We start from the raw sequence: 14,872 nt of genomic DNA, 5'->3' as shown, positions 1-14,872 counted from the left end.
TTTCTTTGCTCACAAAGCACCCATTGCTCAGTGATGTAAGTATCAATGCTAATGAGTACAAAGCGGGCGAAAACGTCAAAGCGGACGATCTTAAAGAGGTTAACCGTTTTGCAATGAATAACGTGGTTAAAGCATTTAGCGACGATATTCAAGAGAAATACAACCAAACGAAAAACCACTTCCAAAAAGAGAAGAAAAAATTCCGTGACGAACACGAAGAGAAACTCTCTATCTTGGAAAAAGACGACATCCTTCCAAACGGTGTGGTTAAATTCGTAAAAGTGTATATTGCGACCAAACGTAAACTCAAAGTCGGGGATAAAATGGCGGGACGTCACGGGAACAAAGGTATCGTCTCTACGATCGTTCCTCAGGTTGACATGCCGTACATGGCAAGCGGACGCTCAGTCGACGTTTGTTTGAACCCGCTCGGGGTACCTTCTCGTATGAACATCGGGCAAATCCTTGAGATGCACCTTGGTATGGTCGGAAAAGAACTTGGTTTCCAAATTCAAGATATTTTCGAAGCAAAACAAAAAGAGTTTATCGGCGACTTGCGCGCTAAAATGATTTCGTTTGCTGATGTTGCAGGTCTTATGAATGCAGCTAAAGTTCTTGGTGACATGGATGATCAAACTCTCCTTGGCTATGCACAAGATTGGTCAAAAGGGGTTAAATTTGCTACCCCTATTTTCGAAGGGGTTACCGAAGCGGAGTTTGCTAAACTCTTTGAATTGGCAAAACTTGACACTGATGGAAAAATGGTATTGTTCGACGGTAAAACGGGTGATCAGATGAAAGAGCGTGTTAACGTCGGTTACATGTATATGCTTAAACTTCATCACTTGGTTGATGAGAAAGTGCATGCACGTTCAACAGGACCATACTCTCTCGTTACTCAACAACCGGTTGGTGGTAAAGCACTCTTCGGTGGACAACGTTTCGGTGAGATGGAAGTATGGGCCCTAGAAGCTTATGGTGCTTCTGCTGTTCTTAAAGAGATGTTAACGATTAAATCGGATGACGTTGACGGACGTGTTCGTGCTTACAAAGCGATTACGAAAGGTGAAAGTGTACCGCCATCCGGTATCCCTGAAACGCTGTTCGTATTAACGAAAGAGCTCCAATCATTGGCGCTTGATATTGAGATTTTTGACGAGGTGGATGACAATGAGTAAATTAGTACCGGTTGCCGTAACGGAAGAGAATCGCCCAGTCGATATTAAACAAATCCAATTTCGCTTGGCTTCTCCTGAGAGAATCCTCTCATGGAGCCATGGTGAAGTAAAAAAACCAGAAACTATCAATTATCGTACCCTTAAACCGGAACGTGATGGATTGTTTTGTGCCAAAATTTTCGGACCGGTTCGTGATTACGAATGTTTGTGCGGAAAATACAAAAAAATGCGTTACAAAGGTGTTGTGTGCGAAAAATGTGGGGTTGAAGTAACCTCGGCAAAAGTTCGCCGTACCCGTATGGGACACATCGATCTCGTTACCCCGGTAGCGCACATTTGGTATGTCAGCTCACTTCCAAGCCGTATCGGAACGCTTTTGGGCGTGAAGATGAAAGATCTTGAGCGCGTATTGTACTACGAAGCGTACATCGTTAAAAACGGCGGCGAAGCGTATTATGACGGCGAGCAAACCTCTGCCGTTCTTAAATACGACGTATTGAATGAAGAGCAATACCGTACGTTGGTACAACGTTACGGAGAGAGCGGTTTTTCAGCAGAGATGGGTGGATCAGCGGTTCGTGAATTGCTTGATGAACTCGATCTCGTCGATCTTTTCTCTTCTTTGAAGGAAGAAGTAGCGGGGACAAACTCAGAAGCGAAACGTAAAACCATCATTAAACGTTTGAAAGTTATCGAATCATTTTTAAATTCAGGTAACAATCCTGCGTGGATGATGCTTACAGCATTGCCGGTTCTACCTCCTGAACTTCGTCCGTTGGTAAGTTTGGATGGCGGAAAATTCGCGGTATCGGATGTCAATGACCTCTATCGCCGTGTTATCAACCGTAACCAGCGTTTGAAACGCCTTATCGAACTTGAAGCGCCGGAAATTATCGTACGTAATGAAAAACGTATGTTGCAAGAAGCGGTGGATGCATTGTTTGATAACGGTCGTCGTGCGAACGCTGTTAAAGGTGCAAACAAACGTCCTCTTAAATCACTTTCTGAGATTATTAAAGGGAAACAAGGACGTTTCCGTCAAAATCTTCTCGGTAAACGTGTTGACTTCTCGGGACGTTCCGTTATCGTTGTCGGACCAAACCTTCAAATGGATCAGTGCGGATTGCCGAAACAAATGGCATTGGAGCTTTTCAAACCGCATTTGATCGCTAAACTTGAAGATAAAGGGTATGCAACTACCGTTAAAGCGGCGAAAAAAATGATCGAAGAGAAAACCAATGAAGTTTGGGAGTGTCTTGCTGAGATCGTTGAGGGTTATCCGGTTATGCTAAACCGTGCACCGACGTTGCACAAACTTTCGATTCAAGCGTTTCACCCGAAACTAATCGACGGTAAAGCGATCCAATTGCATCCACTCGTTTGTGCCGCCTTCAATGCGGACTTCGACGGTGACCAAATGGCGGTTCACGTACCTCTTTCAGCTGAAGCGATTGCGGAGTGTAAAGTATTGATGCTTTCATCCATGAACATCTTGCTTCCGGCGTCAGGTAAAGCGATTGCTACCCCATCACAAGATATGGTCTTGGGTCTTTATTATTTGACACTCGGTAAAAATGATGTGAAGGGATCCAATAAACTTTTCAGTGATGTTGATGAGATTATGATCGCTTTGGAACACAATGCGTTAGATTTACATGCAAAAGTTCGTACACGTGTTGATGGACGTGTAATCCACACGACTGCTGGACGTATGATTCTTCAATCAATCCTTCCTTCATTTGTTCCTATGGAACTGTGGAATGTTGTGATGAAAAAGAAAAATATCTCGATTCTTGTTGACTATGTCAATAAACATGGAGGAATCGCAGTAACAGCCGGTTTCTTGGATGATTTGAAGAACCTTGGTTTCAAATATGCGACCAAATCGGGTGTTTCTATCTCTATCACCGACATCATTATTCCTGAAATGAAAGCGGGATTGATCGTTGCCTCTAAAAACCGTGTAAAAGAGATCCAAAAGCAATTCGAAGCAGGTCTATTGACGGAACAAGAACGCTACAATAAAATCATTGACGTCTGGACTGATACGAACAATACGGTTGCGGGCGGAATGATGGAATTGATCCAAAATGATAAAGCCGGATTCAACTCGATCTTTATGATGGCGGACTCTGGAGCGCGTGGTTCTGCCGCTCAGATTCGTCAGCTCGCCGGTATGCGTGGTTTGATGGCGAAACCGGACGGTTCGATCATCGAAACACCGATTATTTCGAACTTTAAAGAGGGTCTAAACGTCCTTGAGTACTTTATTTCTACCCACGGTGCTCGTAAAGGTCTTGCGGATACTGCTCTTAAAACAGCGAATGCGGGTTATTTGACGCGTAAACTTGTTGACGTAGCGCAAAACGTGAAAATCGTTGAGCACGACTGCGGTACCCATGAGGGGATCGAGCTTACTGACATCTCTGTCGGTAATGAGCTTATCGAGCCGTTGGAAGACCGTATTTACGGACGTGTATTGGCGGAAGATGCGATCGATCCGATCACCAATGAGATCCTTTACTCTGAGGGGACATTGATTGATGAAATCAAAGCCTCTAAAGTAATCGAGGCGGGTATCCGTTCGGTTCAAATCCGTACTCCGACAACGTGTAAATCTGAGGGCGGTGTATGTGCCCTTTGTTACGGACTAAACCTTGGAAGCGGCGGAATCGTTAAGCCGGGTGAAGCGGTCGGTATTATCGCGGCTCAATCGATCGGGGAACCGGGTACACAGTTGACACTCCGTACCTTCCACGTTGGGGGAACAGCGTCAAGTACACGTGAAGAGCGTCAAGTCGTTGCAACTAAAGAAGGTTTCATCCGTTATTACAACATGAAAACGTACCTCTCAAAAGAGGGGAAACAAATCGTTGCAAATCGTCGTAATGCTGCCATCTTGTTGGTAGAACCGAAGATCAAAGCTCCGTTCAGCGGAGCGGTTGAAATTCAAACGATTCATGATGAAATCATCGTTAGCGTAAAAGGTGAAAGCCAAACCGTACGCTACACTCTTCGTAAAAACGAAGTGGCAAAACCGAACGAACTTGCAGGAGTTAGCGGTAAAATTGAAGGTAAATTCTTCTTGCCATACGAAAACGGCAGTGTGGTTAAAGAAAATGAATCGATTGTTGAAACGATCAAAGACGGATGGAATGTACCGAATCGTATCCCATACGCATCTGAAATCCAAGTGAAAGACGGTGCACCGGTAACGCAAAAAATCTACGCTAAAGAGAAAGGTGTTGTTAAATATTACCTTCTCAAAGGCGATTACTTAGAGCGTCACCATGAGATTACTAAAGGCTACAGTGTAGAAGAGAAAGGTCTTTTTGCTGTTGTTGCTGATGGTGAAGATCGTGAAGCAATCCGTCACTATATCGCTCGCGGTTCGGTGATCGAAATCAATGATAACGAAGCGGTAAAAGCCGATACGTTGATCGCTAAACCGGTTAAAGAAGAATCAACGGTGATTGCTGAATGGGATCCGTATTCGAATCCGATTATCTCTGAAACCGATGGTGTGATCACATTTGAAGACATTATTCCGGGTGTAACCGCGTCTGAGCAATTCGATGAATTGACCGGTAAAACCCGTTTGATGATCAACGAATACGTTGCTCCGGAATTCAAACCGGCGATTGTCCTTGCAGCCAATGATGGAAGCATCATCCGCTATGCAGTCGAGCCGAAAACAGCGATTTTTGCACAAGACCGTGCGGACGTTAAAGTGGCCGATATCTTAGCACGTACACCGAAAGCACTCCAAAAATCGCGCGATATCACCGGGGGTCTCCCACGGGTTTCTGAGCTTTTCGAAGCACGTAAACCAAAAGAGATCGCTTTGATCGCAGAACTTGACGGGGTTGTTAGCTTCGGTAAACCGCTTCGTGGTAAAGAACGTATCCTTATTACGTCTGATAATGGAATGGTTAAAGAATATTTCGTCGATAAAAACCTTGTTGCCTTGGTTCATCCGGGTGAGTTTGTTCACGCCGGTGAGCGTTTGACGGATGGTGTTATCAGCTCACACGAGATTTTGAGAATCTTGGGTGTTAAAGCATTGTACAACTACCTTGTAAGTGAAGTACAGCAAGTTTACCGTCGTCAAGGGGTTAACATCGCCGACAAACACATTGAAGTAATCTTTACTCAGATGTTGCGTCAGATCAAAATCCTTCGCTCTGGGGACACTAAGTTCATCGAGGGCGATGTAGTTTCTAAAGCACAGTTTAAAATCGAGAACGAAAAAATTCTTCGTCTCGGCGGAGAGCCGGCGATTGCTGAACCGTATCTCGTAGGTATTACCCGCGCTGCGGTCAGTGCAGACTCGATCATCTCGGCTGCATCGTTCCAAGACACCACAAAAGTCTTGACTGAAGCGGCAGTATCGGCGAAAATCGATGACTTGACCGATCTTAAAGAGAACGTCATCATCGGTCGTACGATCCCAGTCGGTACCGGTATTTATAAAGACCTTAAAATGGTTTTCGGAGACTAAGATCTCCTCTTCTCGTTATTCCCGCGAAAGCGGGAATCCATCTTTTTATTAATACCCTCTAGTTTTGCAATCTGTCATATATTCTAATATCCTATTTAAAATCACTATACTAATTATCGAATATTTCTAATTCTTATTTAATAATTAGTTGTGTAAGATTGTGTATAGAGAGGTTGGGATGAGCAAAAAAGACAAACTGATTCAAGCGATGAAAAACAATCCCAAAAATGTCCCCTTTGAGGAGATTCGGAAAGTTTTAGAAGATGCTGGATATGTGTGCCACAATAGTGGTGGAAGTCATTTTGTTTTTCGTAAAGAGAATGCGGCGAGTATTGTCATCCCGTATCATAAGCCTATAAAAGCGATTTATGTCAAACACGTATTAGAAATTTTGGGAGAAAGCAAATGAAAAATTTAGCTTATTATATGAATCTTGATTATGAGATTGTTATCAAAAAAGTGAGTCTTGAGGATGGTGATGGGTGGTTCGCCTATTATAAAGATTTCAAAGGGGTGATGGGGGATGGTGAAAGTGCGATAGAAGCAATAGAGACAGCTCAAAGTGCTTTTTCGGCTTTTGTCGAAGTATCTCTGGCACAGGGGGATAGCATACCTGAACCGCATAGCAATGAAAAAAGTTTACGGATCAATATCTCTATGCCTGAAAATTTGGTGAAAAAAATCGATAGTTACATCGAACCGTTGCATCTGAGCCGTTCGGCATTTTTGCAAAAAGCAGCAATGAGAGAGATCGGGCTATAAAAGCTTTGTGTTCATTTTCCTGTTCACCCTTCGACTAGCTCAGGGCGAACGATTGTGTTTCTGATAGTACGTCTTCTCTCTTACAACTTCCTTAAAATAAGCTCAAATTAATCAAAAATTAGCTATTATTGCGCGTTTATTAGTCCCCTTTAAGTAGCGGATTAAAATTCTACTGGAACATTTCAACAAAGGAGATTGTGTGCCAACAATCAACCAACTTATTCGTAAAGAGCGACAAGCGGTAGTGAAAAAATCAAAATCACCCGCTTTGGTGTCATGCCCACAACGTCGTGGTGTATGTACTCGTGTATATACTACAACCCCTAAAAAACCGAACTCGGCGCTTCGTAAAGTTGCTAAAGTTCGTTTGACTTCTGGGTTTGAAGTTATTAGTTATATCGGTGGTGAGGGTCACAACTTGCAGGAGCACTCGATCGTTCTTGTTCGTGGTGGTCGTGTAAAAGACTTACCAGGGGTAAAATACCATATCGTACGTGGTGCTCTCGATACTGCGGGTGTTAAAGACCGTAAAGTATCTCGTTCTAAATACGGAACGAAAAAAGCTAAGGCTAAAAAATAATCAACTAGTCTGACAAGATTGGGTTTCTGATGACCCTATTTTGAGTAAATGAAAAAAACATTGAAGGAAACATTATGAGAAGAAGAAAAGCGCCCGTTCGCGAAATTATGCCTGACCCGGTTCATGGTTCAAAAATTTTGACAAAGTTCATCAACAAAATTATGTGGGACGGAAAAAAAAGTACCGCTGAAAAAATTATGTACGGTGCTTTGGATATCATGGGTTCACGTGGTGAAAAAACCGGTATCGAAGTGTTTAACACTGCGATTGATAACATCAAACCGGTTATCGAAGTAAAAAGCCGCCGTGTGGGTGGAGCGACCTACCAAGTTCCAGTAGAAGTTCGTCCTGTACGCCAACTTTCTCTTGCTATCCGCTGGTTAACCGATGCGGCACGCAAACGTAACGAGCGCACTATGGCAGAGCGTTTGGCAAATGAATTATCAGATGCTGCAAACGACAAAGGTACAGCATTCAAACGTAAAGAAGATACTTACAAAATGGCAGAAGCGAATAAAGCGTTCGCTCACTATCGCTGGTAAGATTTGTAACCTTTTGATGACCCTCTCGGGTTATCATTCCCCTATCCACATATAAACTCTATTAAGGGCTATTTCATGGCAAGATCCCATAAACTTGAAGACGTAAGAAACATCGGTATCGCCGCTCACATCGACGCGGGTAAAACGACCACAACTGAGCGTATCTTGTTCTACACCGGTGTATCACACAAAATCGGTGAGGTTCACGAAGGTGCTGCAACTATGGACTGGATGGAGCAAGAGCAAGAGCGTGGTATCACGATCACTTCTGCTGCAACAACATGTGAGTGGAGCGGTAAACAAATTAACATCATCGACACTCCGGGCCACGTTGACTTCACCATTGAAGTTGAGCGTTCTATGCGTGTACTTGATGGTGCAGTAGCCGTATTCTGTGCAGTTGGTGGGGTTCAACCACAATCTGAGACAGTATGGCGTCAAGCAAACCGTTACGGGGTTCCTCGTATGGTTTTCGTAAACAAAATGGACCGTACCGGAGCTGATTTCTATAACGTAGAAGAGCAAATCCGTGCACGTCTTAAAGCGAACCCAATCGCTATTCAACTCCCAATCGGTGCTGAAGATCAATTTAAAGGGATTGTAGATCTCGTTAAAATGAAAGCAATCCTTTGGGACGAAGATGCGGCTATGGGTTCAAACTATCATGAAGCAGAAATTCCTGCCGATATGGTAGAAATTTCCAATAAATACCGTGCACAAATGATGGAAGCGGCTGCTGAGGGTGACGATACTTTGATGGAGAAATTCTTCGAAGAGGGTGAACTTAGCAACGAAGAGATCATGCGCGGGATTAAAGCCGGATGTCTTAAAATGGAAATTATTCCTATGACATGTGGTACTGCGTTTAAAAACAAAGGGGTTCAAACTCTTCTTGACGCGGTTGTTGATTACCTTCCTTCACCACTTGAAGTTGCGGCGATCAAAGGGACAATGGAAGACGATGAAGAGGTTGAAGTTGATGTTGAATCAACAGACGATGCTCCATTCGCCGGTCTTGCGTTCAAAATCATGACTGACCCATTCGTTGGACAGCTTACTTTCGTACGCGTTTACCGTGGTGTTCTCGAATCAGGTACGTATGCTTACAATACCATTAAAGGTAAAAAAGAGCGCATCGGACGTATCGTTAAAATGCACGCGAACAAACGTGAAGAGATTAAATCTCTCTACGCGGGTGAAATCGGTGCGGTTGTCGGTCTTAAAGATACAACTACGGGTGACACATTGTGTGATGAGCGTGAACGTCTTGTTCTTGAGCGTATGCACTTCCCTGAGCCGGTTATCTCGGTTGCGGTTGAGCCTAAAACAAAAGTAGACCAGGAAAAAATGGGTATCGCGTTAGCAAAACTAGCGGCGGAAGATCCATCGTTCCGTGTTCACACAGACGAAGAAACAGGCCAAACAATTATTTCTGGTATGGGTGAGCTTCACCTTGAGATTCTTGTTGACCGTATGTTCCGTGAATTTAAAGTTGAAGCGGAAGTGGGTGCTCCTCAGGTTGCATACCGTGAATCTATCCGTGCCGAAGTTAACCAAGAGTACAAATACGCGAAACAATCAGGTGGACGTGGACAATTCGGTCACGTTTATCTCCGCATCAAGCCGGGCGTACCGGGGACAGGTTATATCTTCCACAACGAAATCAAAGGTGGGGTTATTCCAAAAGAATACGTTCCTGCTGTTGAAAAAGGGTGTAAAGAAGCAATGCAAAAAGGTGTTCTCGCGGGTTACCCGATCGAGGATATCGAAGTTGCATTGTATGATGGTTCATACCATGAGGTTGACTCGAATGAGATGGCGTTTAAACTCGCTGCTTCTATGGGCTTCAAAGAGGGTGCGCGTAAAGCAAACCCAGCTATCCTTGAACCTATGATGAAAGTTGAAGTTGAAGTTCCTGAGAACTTCATGGGTGACGTTATCGGTGACCTTAACCGCCGTCGCGGACAAGTTAACAACATGGGTGACCGTTCAGGTAACAAAATTGTTGACGCGTTCGTACCATTGTCTGAAATGTTCGGTTATTCAACTGACCTTCGTTCAGCGACACAAGGACGTGCAAGTTACTCTATGGAATTCGATCATTACGAAGAAGTTCCACGTAACGTTGCCGAAGAGATCATCAAAAAGCGTAACAGCTAAGAGAACTCTTCTCCCTTTGCCCCATTGGGGCATTTCTTACCCTCTTCTTTTTTATCTCTTTATCTTTTTAGCTCATTAGATTGGCGTTGGCAAAATCCCAATTGATCAAATGATTAATGACATTATCGGCATATTCCGCACGAGCATTTTTATAATCCAGATAATAGGCATGTTCCCAAACATCGATGCATAAAATTGCCTTTATTCCATGTGCGATAGGGGTATCGGCGTTGGAGGTTTTGAGAATACTCAACTTTCCATCGATTAAGACCAGCCATGCCCATCCGCTCCCGAATTGTCCTAAAGCCGCTTCTTTAAATGCTTTGGCAAAGTTATCATAACTGCCGAAATCGGAATCGATTTTTTGTTTGATTGCCTCGTTAGGCAGAGAGCTTCCGTGGGGTTTTAGAGAGTTCCAATAGAAGGTGTGATTCCACACCTGTGCCGCATTATTAAAAATAGCGGTTTTACTCGGGTCATTGGCAGATTCGTGAATAATATCTTCAAGCGATTTATTTTCAAGTTCGGTATCTTTTATCAGATTATTGACATTCACTACATACGTATTATGGTGTTTATCATAATGGTAACTGAGGGTTTGAGAACTAATATGAGGTTCTAACGCATTTTTTTCAAACGGAAGCGCAGGTAATACAATAGCCATCATCAACTCCTGGTTTGGATATGAGGCTATTATAAAATAAAAAAGTCTTATAAGATAATAAATTTTTCGGGTAATTATAAAATGATGGTTTTATATTTTTATTTTACGATCCACTTGGTTTCAATCAAAAGACGATCGTTAGTGTAAATTCTTCCAATAAATTCATCGCTAATACTATAGGTATTAACCCCTTTAGGGGTACCGCTCATGATGATATCACCATCTTCAAAGCTCATAAAACTCTTTATCTCTTCTATCATCTCCAGCGGTTTATAAATCATTAGTTCATAGGTTGCTTCTTGTGCTAGGGTACCGTTGATATGGAGTGTCATATGCAGTGATTCGAGCGGTGTATTCAAAGGGACAAAATTTCCAAAAACTGCCGAACCGTCAAACCCTTTGGCCCGCTCCCACGGAAGAGCTTTGGCTTTGAGATGATTTTGGATTTCGGCTTTGGTGAGATCGAGGCCGAAACCGATCCCCGCTATCTCTCCACCCATCATAAGAAAGCAGATTTCCCCCTCGAAACGAGTATCAGGTGTGATGAAACGTAATGTATCACTGATGGCGGAGTTGGGTTTGTTGAAGAGAACCATAGAGGAGGGGATTTCATTGCCGAGTTCATGGATATGCTCGACGTAGTTGCGTCCGATACATACGACTTTAGAGGGGGTGAGTAATTCGGAATTAAAGTGGATCGTTTTCATTTGTGAGTTTTCTCCAGACGGGTAGTTCTTCCTCTTCGGGTCTCCCCTGAAGCTGTAGGGAGGGTTGATAATTGATCTTGTAGGCGAGACTTTGGCACCCTTCGACGTAATAGCCTAAATAGATCCATTTGAGGTTCAGCCTGCGGGCGAATTCAATTTGTTGTAAAAGGGTATAGCGTCCCAGTGATTGGGCATTATATTCAGGATCGTAGTAGCAATAGAGTGAACTGATCCCCTCTTCTAAAATATCGATGAGATCGACGGCGATCAATTTTTCACCTTCAAAATAAAGGACTTCAAAGCCAAAATCACCATGTCCCTGAACAAATGAAGCATAATAGTTTTTGGGGTCACTCTTGGGGGCATCCCAATTTCTCGTATGGTGTTTGTACCGGTGGTAGCGATCAAAGAGGCTGAGATGTTCACGTGTGAGGGTAGGGTGACGGATAATAGTGGTAAGATGTGTGTTTTTACGCAAAATTCGGCGGTCTGATTTAGTGAAAGTATAATTGAGCGCATCGATTTTAAGACTTTCACACGCCCGGCAATCCTGACAAATCGGGCGAAAATACATCGATCCGAATCGTCGCCATCCACGCAGAATCAGTGCTTCACATTGCTCTTTTGAGCACTCTTGGATTACTTTGTAGTGGATACTTTGGGTATTTCCGCCAATGTAAGAACACGGCTCGTGAAGAGCGCACTCTTTGAGGATGGTGTCTTTATTATTCGTCGTCATCTTTGCGGCTAAGGGAGATGAGGACCCCTTCGATCATTTCATCGATATCTCCATCCAAAATAGTGCTGATGTTGGAATACGGAATTCCTGAGCGGGTATCTTTAACTTGTTGATACGGTGCGAGAACATAAGAACGGATTTGGTGTCCCCATCCGTTTTCGCTTTTTTCAATTCCGTCAACTGCCGCTTGCTTTTTTTCCATCTCAAGTTCATACAAACGGGATTTGAGCATTTTAAAGGCGGTTGCTTTGTTTTTGTGCTGACTTCGGTCGTTTTGACACTGTACGACGATACCGCTTGGGATATGGGTGATACGGATAGCCGATTCGGTTTTATTGACGTGTTGTCCCCCTGCACCGGATGCACGGTAGGTATCGATACGGATATCACGGTCTTCGATTTCGATATCGATATCATCATCCAGTTCGGGTGAGACCATAACGGAGGTAAAACTGGTGTGACGCTTGGCGGCAGAGTCATATGGGCTGATACGCACGAGACGGTGAATACCGTTTTCGTTTTTCAGATAACCGTAAACATTGACCCCTTTGATAAGGATGGCGGCATCTTTGATCCCTGCTTCATCGCCCGATTGGTAATCGAGCATTTCAACGGTAAAATCACGTCGTTCTGCCCAGCGGGTGTACATACGAAGCAGCATCGAAGCCCAATCTTGAGATTCGGTTCCCCCTGCACCCGGATGGATGGTGACAATGGCATTGTGGCTGTCGTGTTCACCTGAGAGGAGCACTTCAACTTCCATCGATTTAACATTGTTTTCGAGTGCCCCCGCATCGGCGAAGAGCGATTCGATTGTCTCTTCGTCCCCTTCGTCTTTTGCCATATCATATAAATCGACGGCATCACCGAGAGTATTGAAAGTTTTGGAATATTTGGCAAGGCGACGTTCGAGCTGTGTTTTCTCTTTTTGGACGACACCGGCATTGGCCGCATCGTTCCAAAATCCATCGGAATTTTCGAGGGCTTCGATCTCGCCGAGACGCTTTGTAATATCCTGTGGACGGACAACATCGGTGACATTTTGCATCTTGATGGTCAAGGTTTTAAGTAATTCGGTATATTCGTAGTGATCCACGTATTTATTCCTGTGGTTATATTATAATTGCGATTATATTCTATAGAGGCTAAAAGCATGATTATCGCTCGCAGTGTATCGGAACTTCGTAAGGCATTAGATGCTAAAGAGGGAAATATTGGATTCGTTCCGACGATGGGGGCACTTCATATCGGTCATAGAACTCTTATCGATGCGGCACGCAAAGAGAATGAAACGGTTGTTGTTTCGATCTTTGTCAACCCGACGCAGTTTTTGCCGGGAGAAGATTTGAGTAAATATCCCCGCAAAGAGGAAGCCGATTTTAAAATCTGCTCCCTTAGCGGTGTTGATATTCTCTTTTATCCTGATGTGGCAGGAATGTACGGAGAGGATGAAGTACGGATATGCGCTCCCGATGTGCGTGGGTATATTTTAGAGGGAGCATCACGTCCCGGCCATTTTGACGGTGTTTTGACGGTAGTGATGAAACTGTTGAATCAAGTCCGTCCCAAGCGTGCTTATTTCGGGAAAAAAGATGCCCAACAGTTGGCGCTTATCACTCAGATGGTTGAGAACTTTTTTATGGATATCGAGATTATCCCTATGGAGACGGTTAGAGAGAGCGATGGATTGGCCCTCTCAAGCCGGAATGTTTATCTCAATAGCGAACAACGGCAAGAAGCACTTAAAATTTCCACATCGCTAAAGAGGGGAACCAAACAAGTGATGCAAGGAAATCTCAACGCAGAAGCAATACGTCAAGAGATGCTCACGATTTTGGAACCGCTTGAAGTGGAGTATGTTGCGATTGTGAACAGAGCGTTTGAAGTGATTCCCGAAGTGATACTGGGCAATACGATTATCCTTGTCGCGGCACGGGTCGGGACGACACGGCTGATCGATAACGTATGGATGTAAAATGAAGAAACTCTTTTTATTCTCAGCACTTCTTTTTCTCCTCAGCGGCTGTGCTCCGAAAATAGGTAAAGATATTTTTATCGAACCTGAGGGGAATGTTCGATTGGAAAACTCCGGTACCGAAGTGATGTTGGGAGTCTTGGCATTGTTGGGGGTTCCGGTAGAGAATGAAGCGATTCGGATCGGAACCGATGTGAAAGTTCTCAATAAATGGCACAGTGATATTACCGTTATCGCCCTCAATTACACCCTGAATGATGACAAAGAGATCATTGCCAAAGGAGAAGCTAAAAAAGAGAGTAATAAGCCTCTGGTAATAGCTTCAGGTACTCAGAAAAGTGTCCCTTTGGAATTTCGAATTGAGACGGAACGATTAAATAGCAGTCGGGTTTTAGGTATTGTTCAGTCGAAGCGGAAACTCTTGATTAAAGGTGAAGCGGTGATCGAAGTGTGGGGGATTCAACGACATTACCCCTTCGAAAAAGAGGTGACAAAGTTGATTCAAAAAGCTCTTAAGGATGGTGTATAGGGGCGATTTGCGACGCGGCAGCCGCAACTGCTGCGGGATCTGGGGTGAGATATTTTTCCTCTATCATCAAATCAACGATCCCTTTAAAAACGGGAACAGCGGTAATCGAGGCAAAATAGACGGTACGCGGTTCGATAACGGTGATACCGATGGTATAGTTGTGTTTTGCATCATTCGCAAATCCGATAAAGGAGGTATGGTAGCTGTTGACGTAGGCACCATTTTTAGCGATATGGGCTGTTCCCGTTTTTCCCCCCACTTCAATTCCCGGTGTTTTGGCGACGGTTCCAGTCCCCTCATTGACGGTTTTAATCAGGATTTGTTTCATTCTCTCCGCAGTGGCGGCAGAGATAACCTGTATCGGTGCTTGTACCTGCATAGGGATGCTTCTGCCGTTGTCGTCATACAATGCTTCTACCACCATAGGATTAATGAGTTTTCCCCCATTGTTGAAAACATTATAGGCTTTGATCATTTGCATGGCGTTTGAGCGCATTCCATAACCGTAAGAGGTAATCGCTTTATAGAGATAATT

At 43.9% G+C, this 14,872-nt stretch carries 13 protein-coding genes and 1 pseudogene; 9 read left to right on the top strand and 5 right to left on the bottom strand.

The genetic code is table 11. The features are described 5' to 3' along the window. From A3G19_RS01375 to fusA, 7 genes and pseudogenes are all read left to right on the top strand, one after another. Positions 1-1,178: pseudogene (locus A3G19_RS01375) on the top strand (DNA-directed RNA polymerase subunit beta); the annotation flags it as partial. Further along, complete coding sequence (gene rpoC / locus A3G19_RS01370) at positions 1,171-5,679, top strand: DNA-directed RNA polymerase subunit beta' (protein ID WP_015654565.1); 4,509 nt, start codon at positions 1,171-1,173, stop codon at positions 5,677-5,679. The pseudogene A3G19_RS01375 and the gene rpoC, both read left to right, overlap by 8 nt. A 178-nt stretch (positions 5,680-5,857) precedes the next feature. Then, positions 5,858-6,088, top strand: a complete 231-nt coding sequence (locus A3G19_RS01365) for a type II toxin-antitoxin system HicA family toxin (RefSeq protein WP_294870207.1) — start codon at positions 5,858-5,860, stop codon at positions 6,086-6,088. Further along, positions 6,085-6,441: a type II toxin-antitoxin system HicB family antitoxin gene (locus A3G19_RS01360; protein ID WP_294870205.1), complete on the top strand. Its 357-nt coding sequence runs from the start codon at positions 6,085-6,087 to the stop codon at positions 6,439-6,441. The genes A3G19_RS01365 and A3G19_RS01360 overlap by 4 nt, the downstream gene beginning before the upstream one ends. A gap of 199 nt (positions 6,442-6,640) precedes the next feature. Continuing rightward, complete coding sequence (gene rpsL / locus A3G19_RS01355) at positions 6,641-7,021, top strand: 30S ribosomal protein S12 (protein WP_013461125.1); 381 nt, start codon at positions 6,641-6,643, stop codon at positions 7,019-7,021. Between the two features lie 74 nt (positions 7,022-7,095). Then, positions 7,096-7,563, top strand: a complete 468-nt coding sequence (gene rpsG / locus A3G19_RS01350; protein ID WP_015654564.1) for a 30S ribosomal protein S7 — start codon at positions 7,096-7,098, stop codon at positions 7,561-7,563. Between the two features lie 75 nt (positions 7,564-7,638). Then, the gene (gene fusA, locus A3G19_RS01345; protein ID WP_015654563.1) at positions 7,639-9,723 is read left to right on the top strand and encodes an elongation factor G; all 2,085 of its coding nucleotides are present in this window, start codon (positions 7,639-7,641) and stop codon (positions 9,721-9,723) included. Between the two features lie 67 nt (positions 9,724-9,790). Here fusA and A3G19_RS01340 read toward each other — a convergent pair whose 3' ends face one another. The 4 genes from A3G19_RS01340 to prfB form a co-directional block, all read right to left on the bottom strand. Next, positions 9,791-10,390 (bottom strand): superoxide dismutase, encoded by a 600-nt coding sequence (locus tag A3G19_RS01340; RefSeq protein ID WP_363921276.1) that lies wholly within the window; start codon positions 10,388-10,390, stop codon positions 9,791-9,793. A gap of 95 nt (positions 10,391-10,485) precedes the next feature. Further along, positions 10,486-11,094, bottom strand: coding sequence for a fumarylacetoacetate hydrolase family protein (locus A3G19_RS01335; protein ID WP_015654561.1), 609 nt, complete (start codon positions 11,092-11,094; stop codon positions 10,486-10,488). After that, entirely contained in the window at positions 11,075-11,833 is a 759-nt protein-coding gene (locus tag A3G19_RS01330; RefSeq protein ID WP_015654560.1) for an arginyltransferase, read from the bottom strand. The genes A3G19_RS01335 and A3G19_RS01330 overlap by 20 nt, the downstream gene beginning before the upstream one ends. Further along, complete coding sequence (prfB, locus tag A3G19_RS01325; RefSeq protein WP_015654559.1) at positions 11,820-12,929, bottom strand: peptide chain release factor 2; 1,110 nt, start codon at positions 12,927-12,929, stop codon at positions 11,820-11,822. Before prfB ends, A3G19_RS01330 begins: the two co-directional genes overlap by 14 nt. Positions 12,930-12,986: 57 nt before the next feature. On the opposite strand from prfB, the gene panC reads away from it, so the two are divergent. Continuing rightward, positions 12,987-13,808: a pantoate--beta-alanine ligase gene (panC, locus tag A3G19_RS01320; RefSeq protein ID WP_015654558.1), complete on the top strand. Its 822-nt coding sequence runs from the start codon at positions 12,987-12,989 to the stop codon at positions 13,806-13,808. Between the two features lies 1 nt (position 13,809). Continuing rightward, complete coding sequence (locus tag A3G19_RS01315) at positions 13,810-14,337, top strand: hypothetical protein (protein ID WP_015654557.1); 528 nt, start codon at positions 13,810-13,812, stop codon at positions 14,335-14,337. Here A3G19_RS01315 and A3G19_RS01310 read toward each other — a convergent pair. Next, positions 14,321-14,872 (bottom strand): penicillin-binding transpeptidase domain-containing protein (locus tag A3G19_RS01310; protein ID WP_294870203.1); only part of this gene is annotated, 552 nt, incomplete at its 5' end. The two genes, A3G19_RS01315 and A3G19_RS01310, sit on opposite strands and share 17 nt — an antisense overlap.

Origin of the sequence: Sulfuricurvum sp. RIFCSPLOWO2_12_FULL_43_24, assembly GCF_001829605.1 — a bacterium.
Taxonomy (GTDB): domain Bacteria; phylum Campylobacterota; class Campylobacteria; order Campylobacterales; family Sulfurimonadaceae; genus Sulfuricurvum.
Note: the sequence above shows the minus strand (reverse complement) of the source record. Positions and strands in the feature narration are given on the sequence as shown.

Bases quoted from the DNA above. Each gene is read 5' to 3' on its own strand.
- rpoC (WP_015654565.1), top strand. From the start codon at position 1,171: ATGAGTAAATTAGTACCGGTTGCCGTAACGGAAGAGAATCGCCCAGTC.
- A3G19_RS01365 (WP_294870207.1), top strand. From the start codon at position 5,858: ATGAGCAAAAAAGACAAACTGATTCAAGCGATGAAAAACAATCCCAAA.
- A3G19_RS01360 (WP_294870205.1), top strand. From the start codon at position 6,085: ATGAAAAATTTAGCTTATTATATGAATCTTGATTATGAGATTGTTATC.
- rpsG (WP_015654564.1), top strand. From the start codon at position 7,096: ATGAGAAGAAGAAAAGCGCCCGTTCGCGAAATTATGCCTGACCCGGTT.
- fusA (WP_015654563.1), top strand. From the start codon at position 7,639: ATGGCAAGATCCCATAAACTTGAAGACGTAAGAAACATCGGTATCGCC.
- A3G19_RS01340 (WP_363921276.1), bottom strand. From the start codon at position 10,390: ATGATGGCTATTGTATTACCTGCGCTTCCGTTTGAAAAAAATGCGTTA.
- A3G19_RS01335 (WP_015654561.1), bottom strand. From the start codon at position 11,094: ATGAAAACGATCCACTTTAATTCCGAATTACTCACCCCCTCTAAAGTC.
- A3G19_RS01330 (WP_015654560.1), bottom strand. From the start codon at position 11,833: ATGACGACGAATAATAAAGACACCATCCTCAAAGAGTGCGCTCTTCAC.
- panC (WP_015654558.1), top strand. From the start codon at position 12,987: ATGATTATCGCTCGCAGTGTATCGGAACTTCGTAAGGCATTAGATGCT.
- A3G19_RS01315 (WP_015654557.1), top strand. From the start codon at position 13,810: ATGAAGAAACTCTTTTTATTCTCAGCACTTCTTTTTCTCCTCAGCGGC.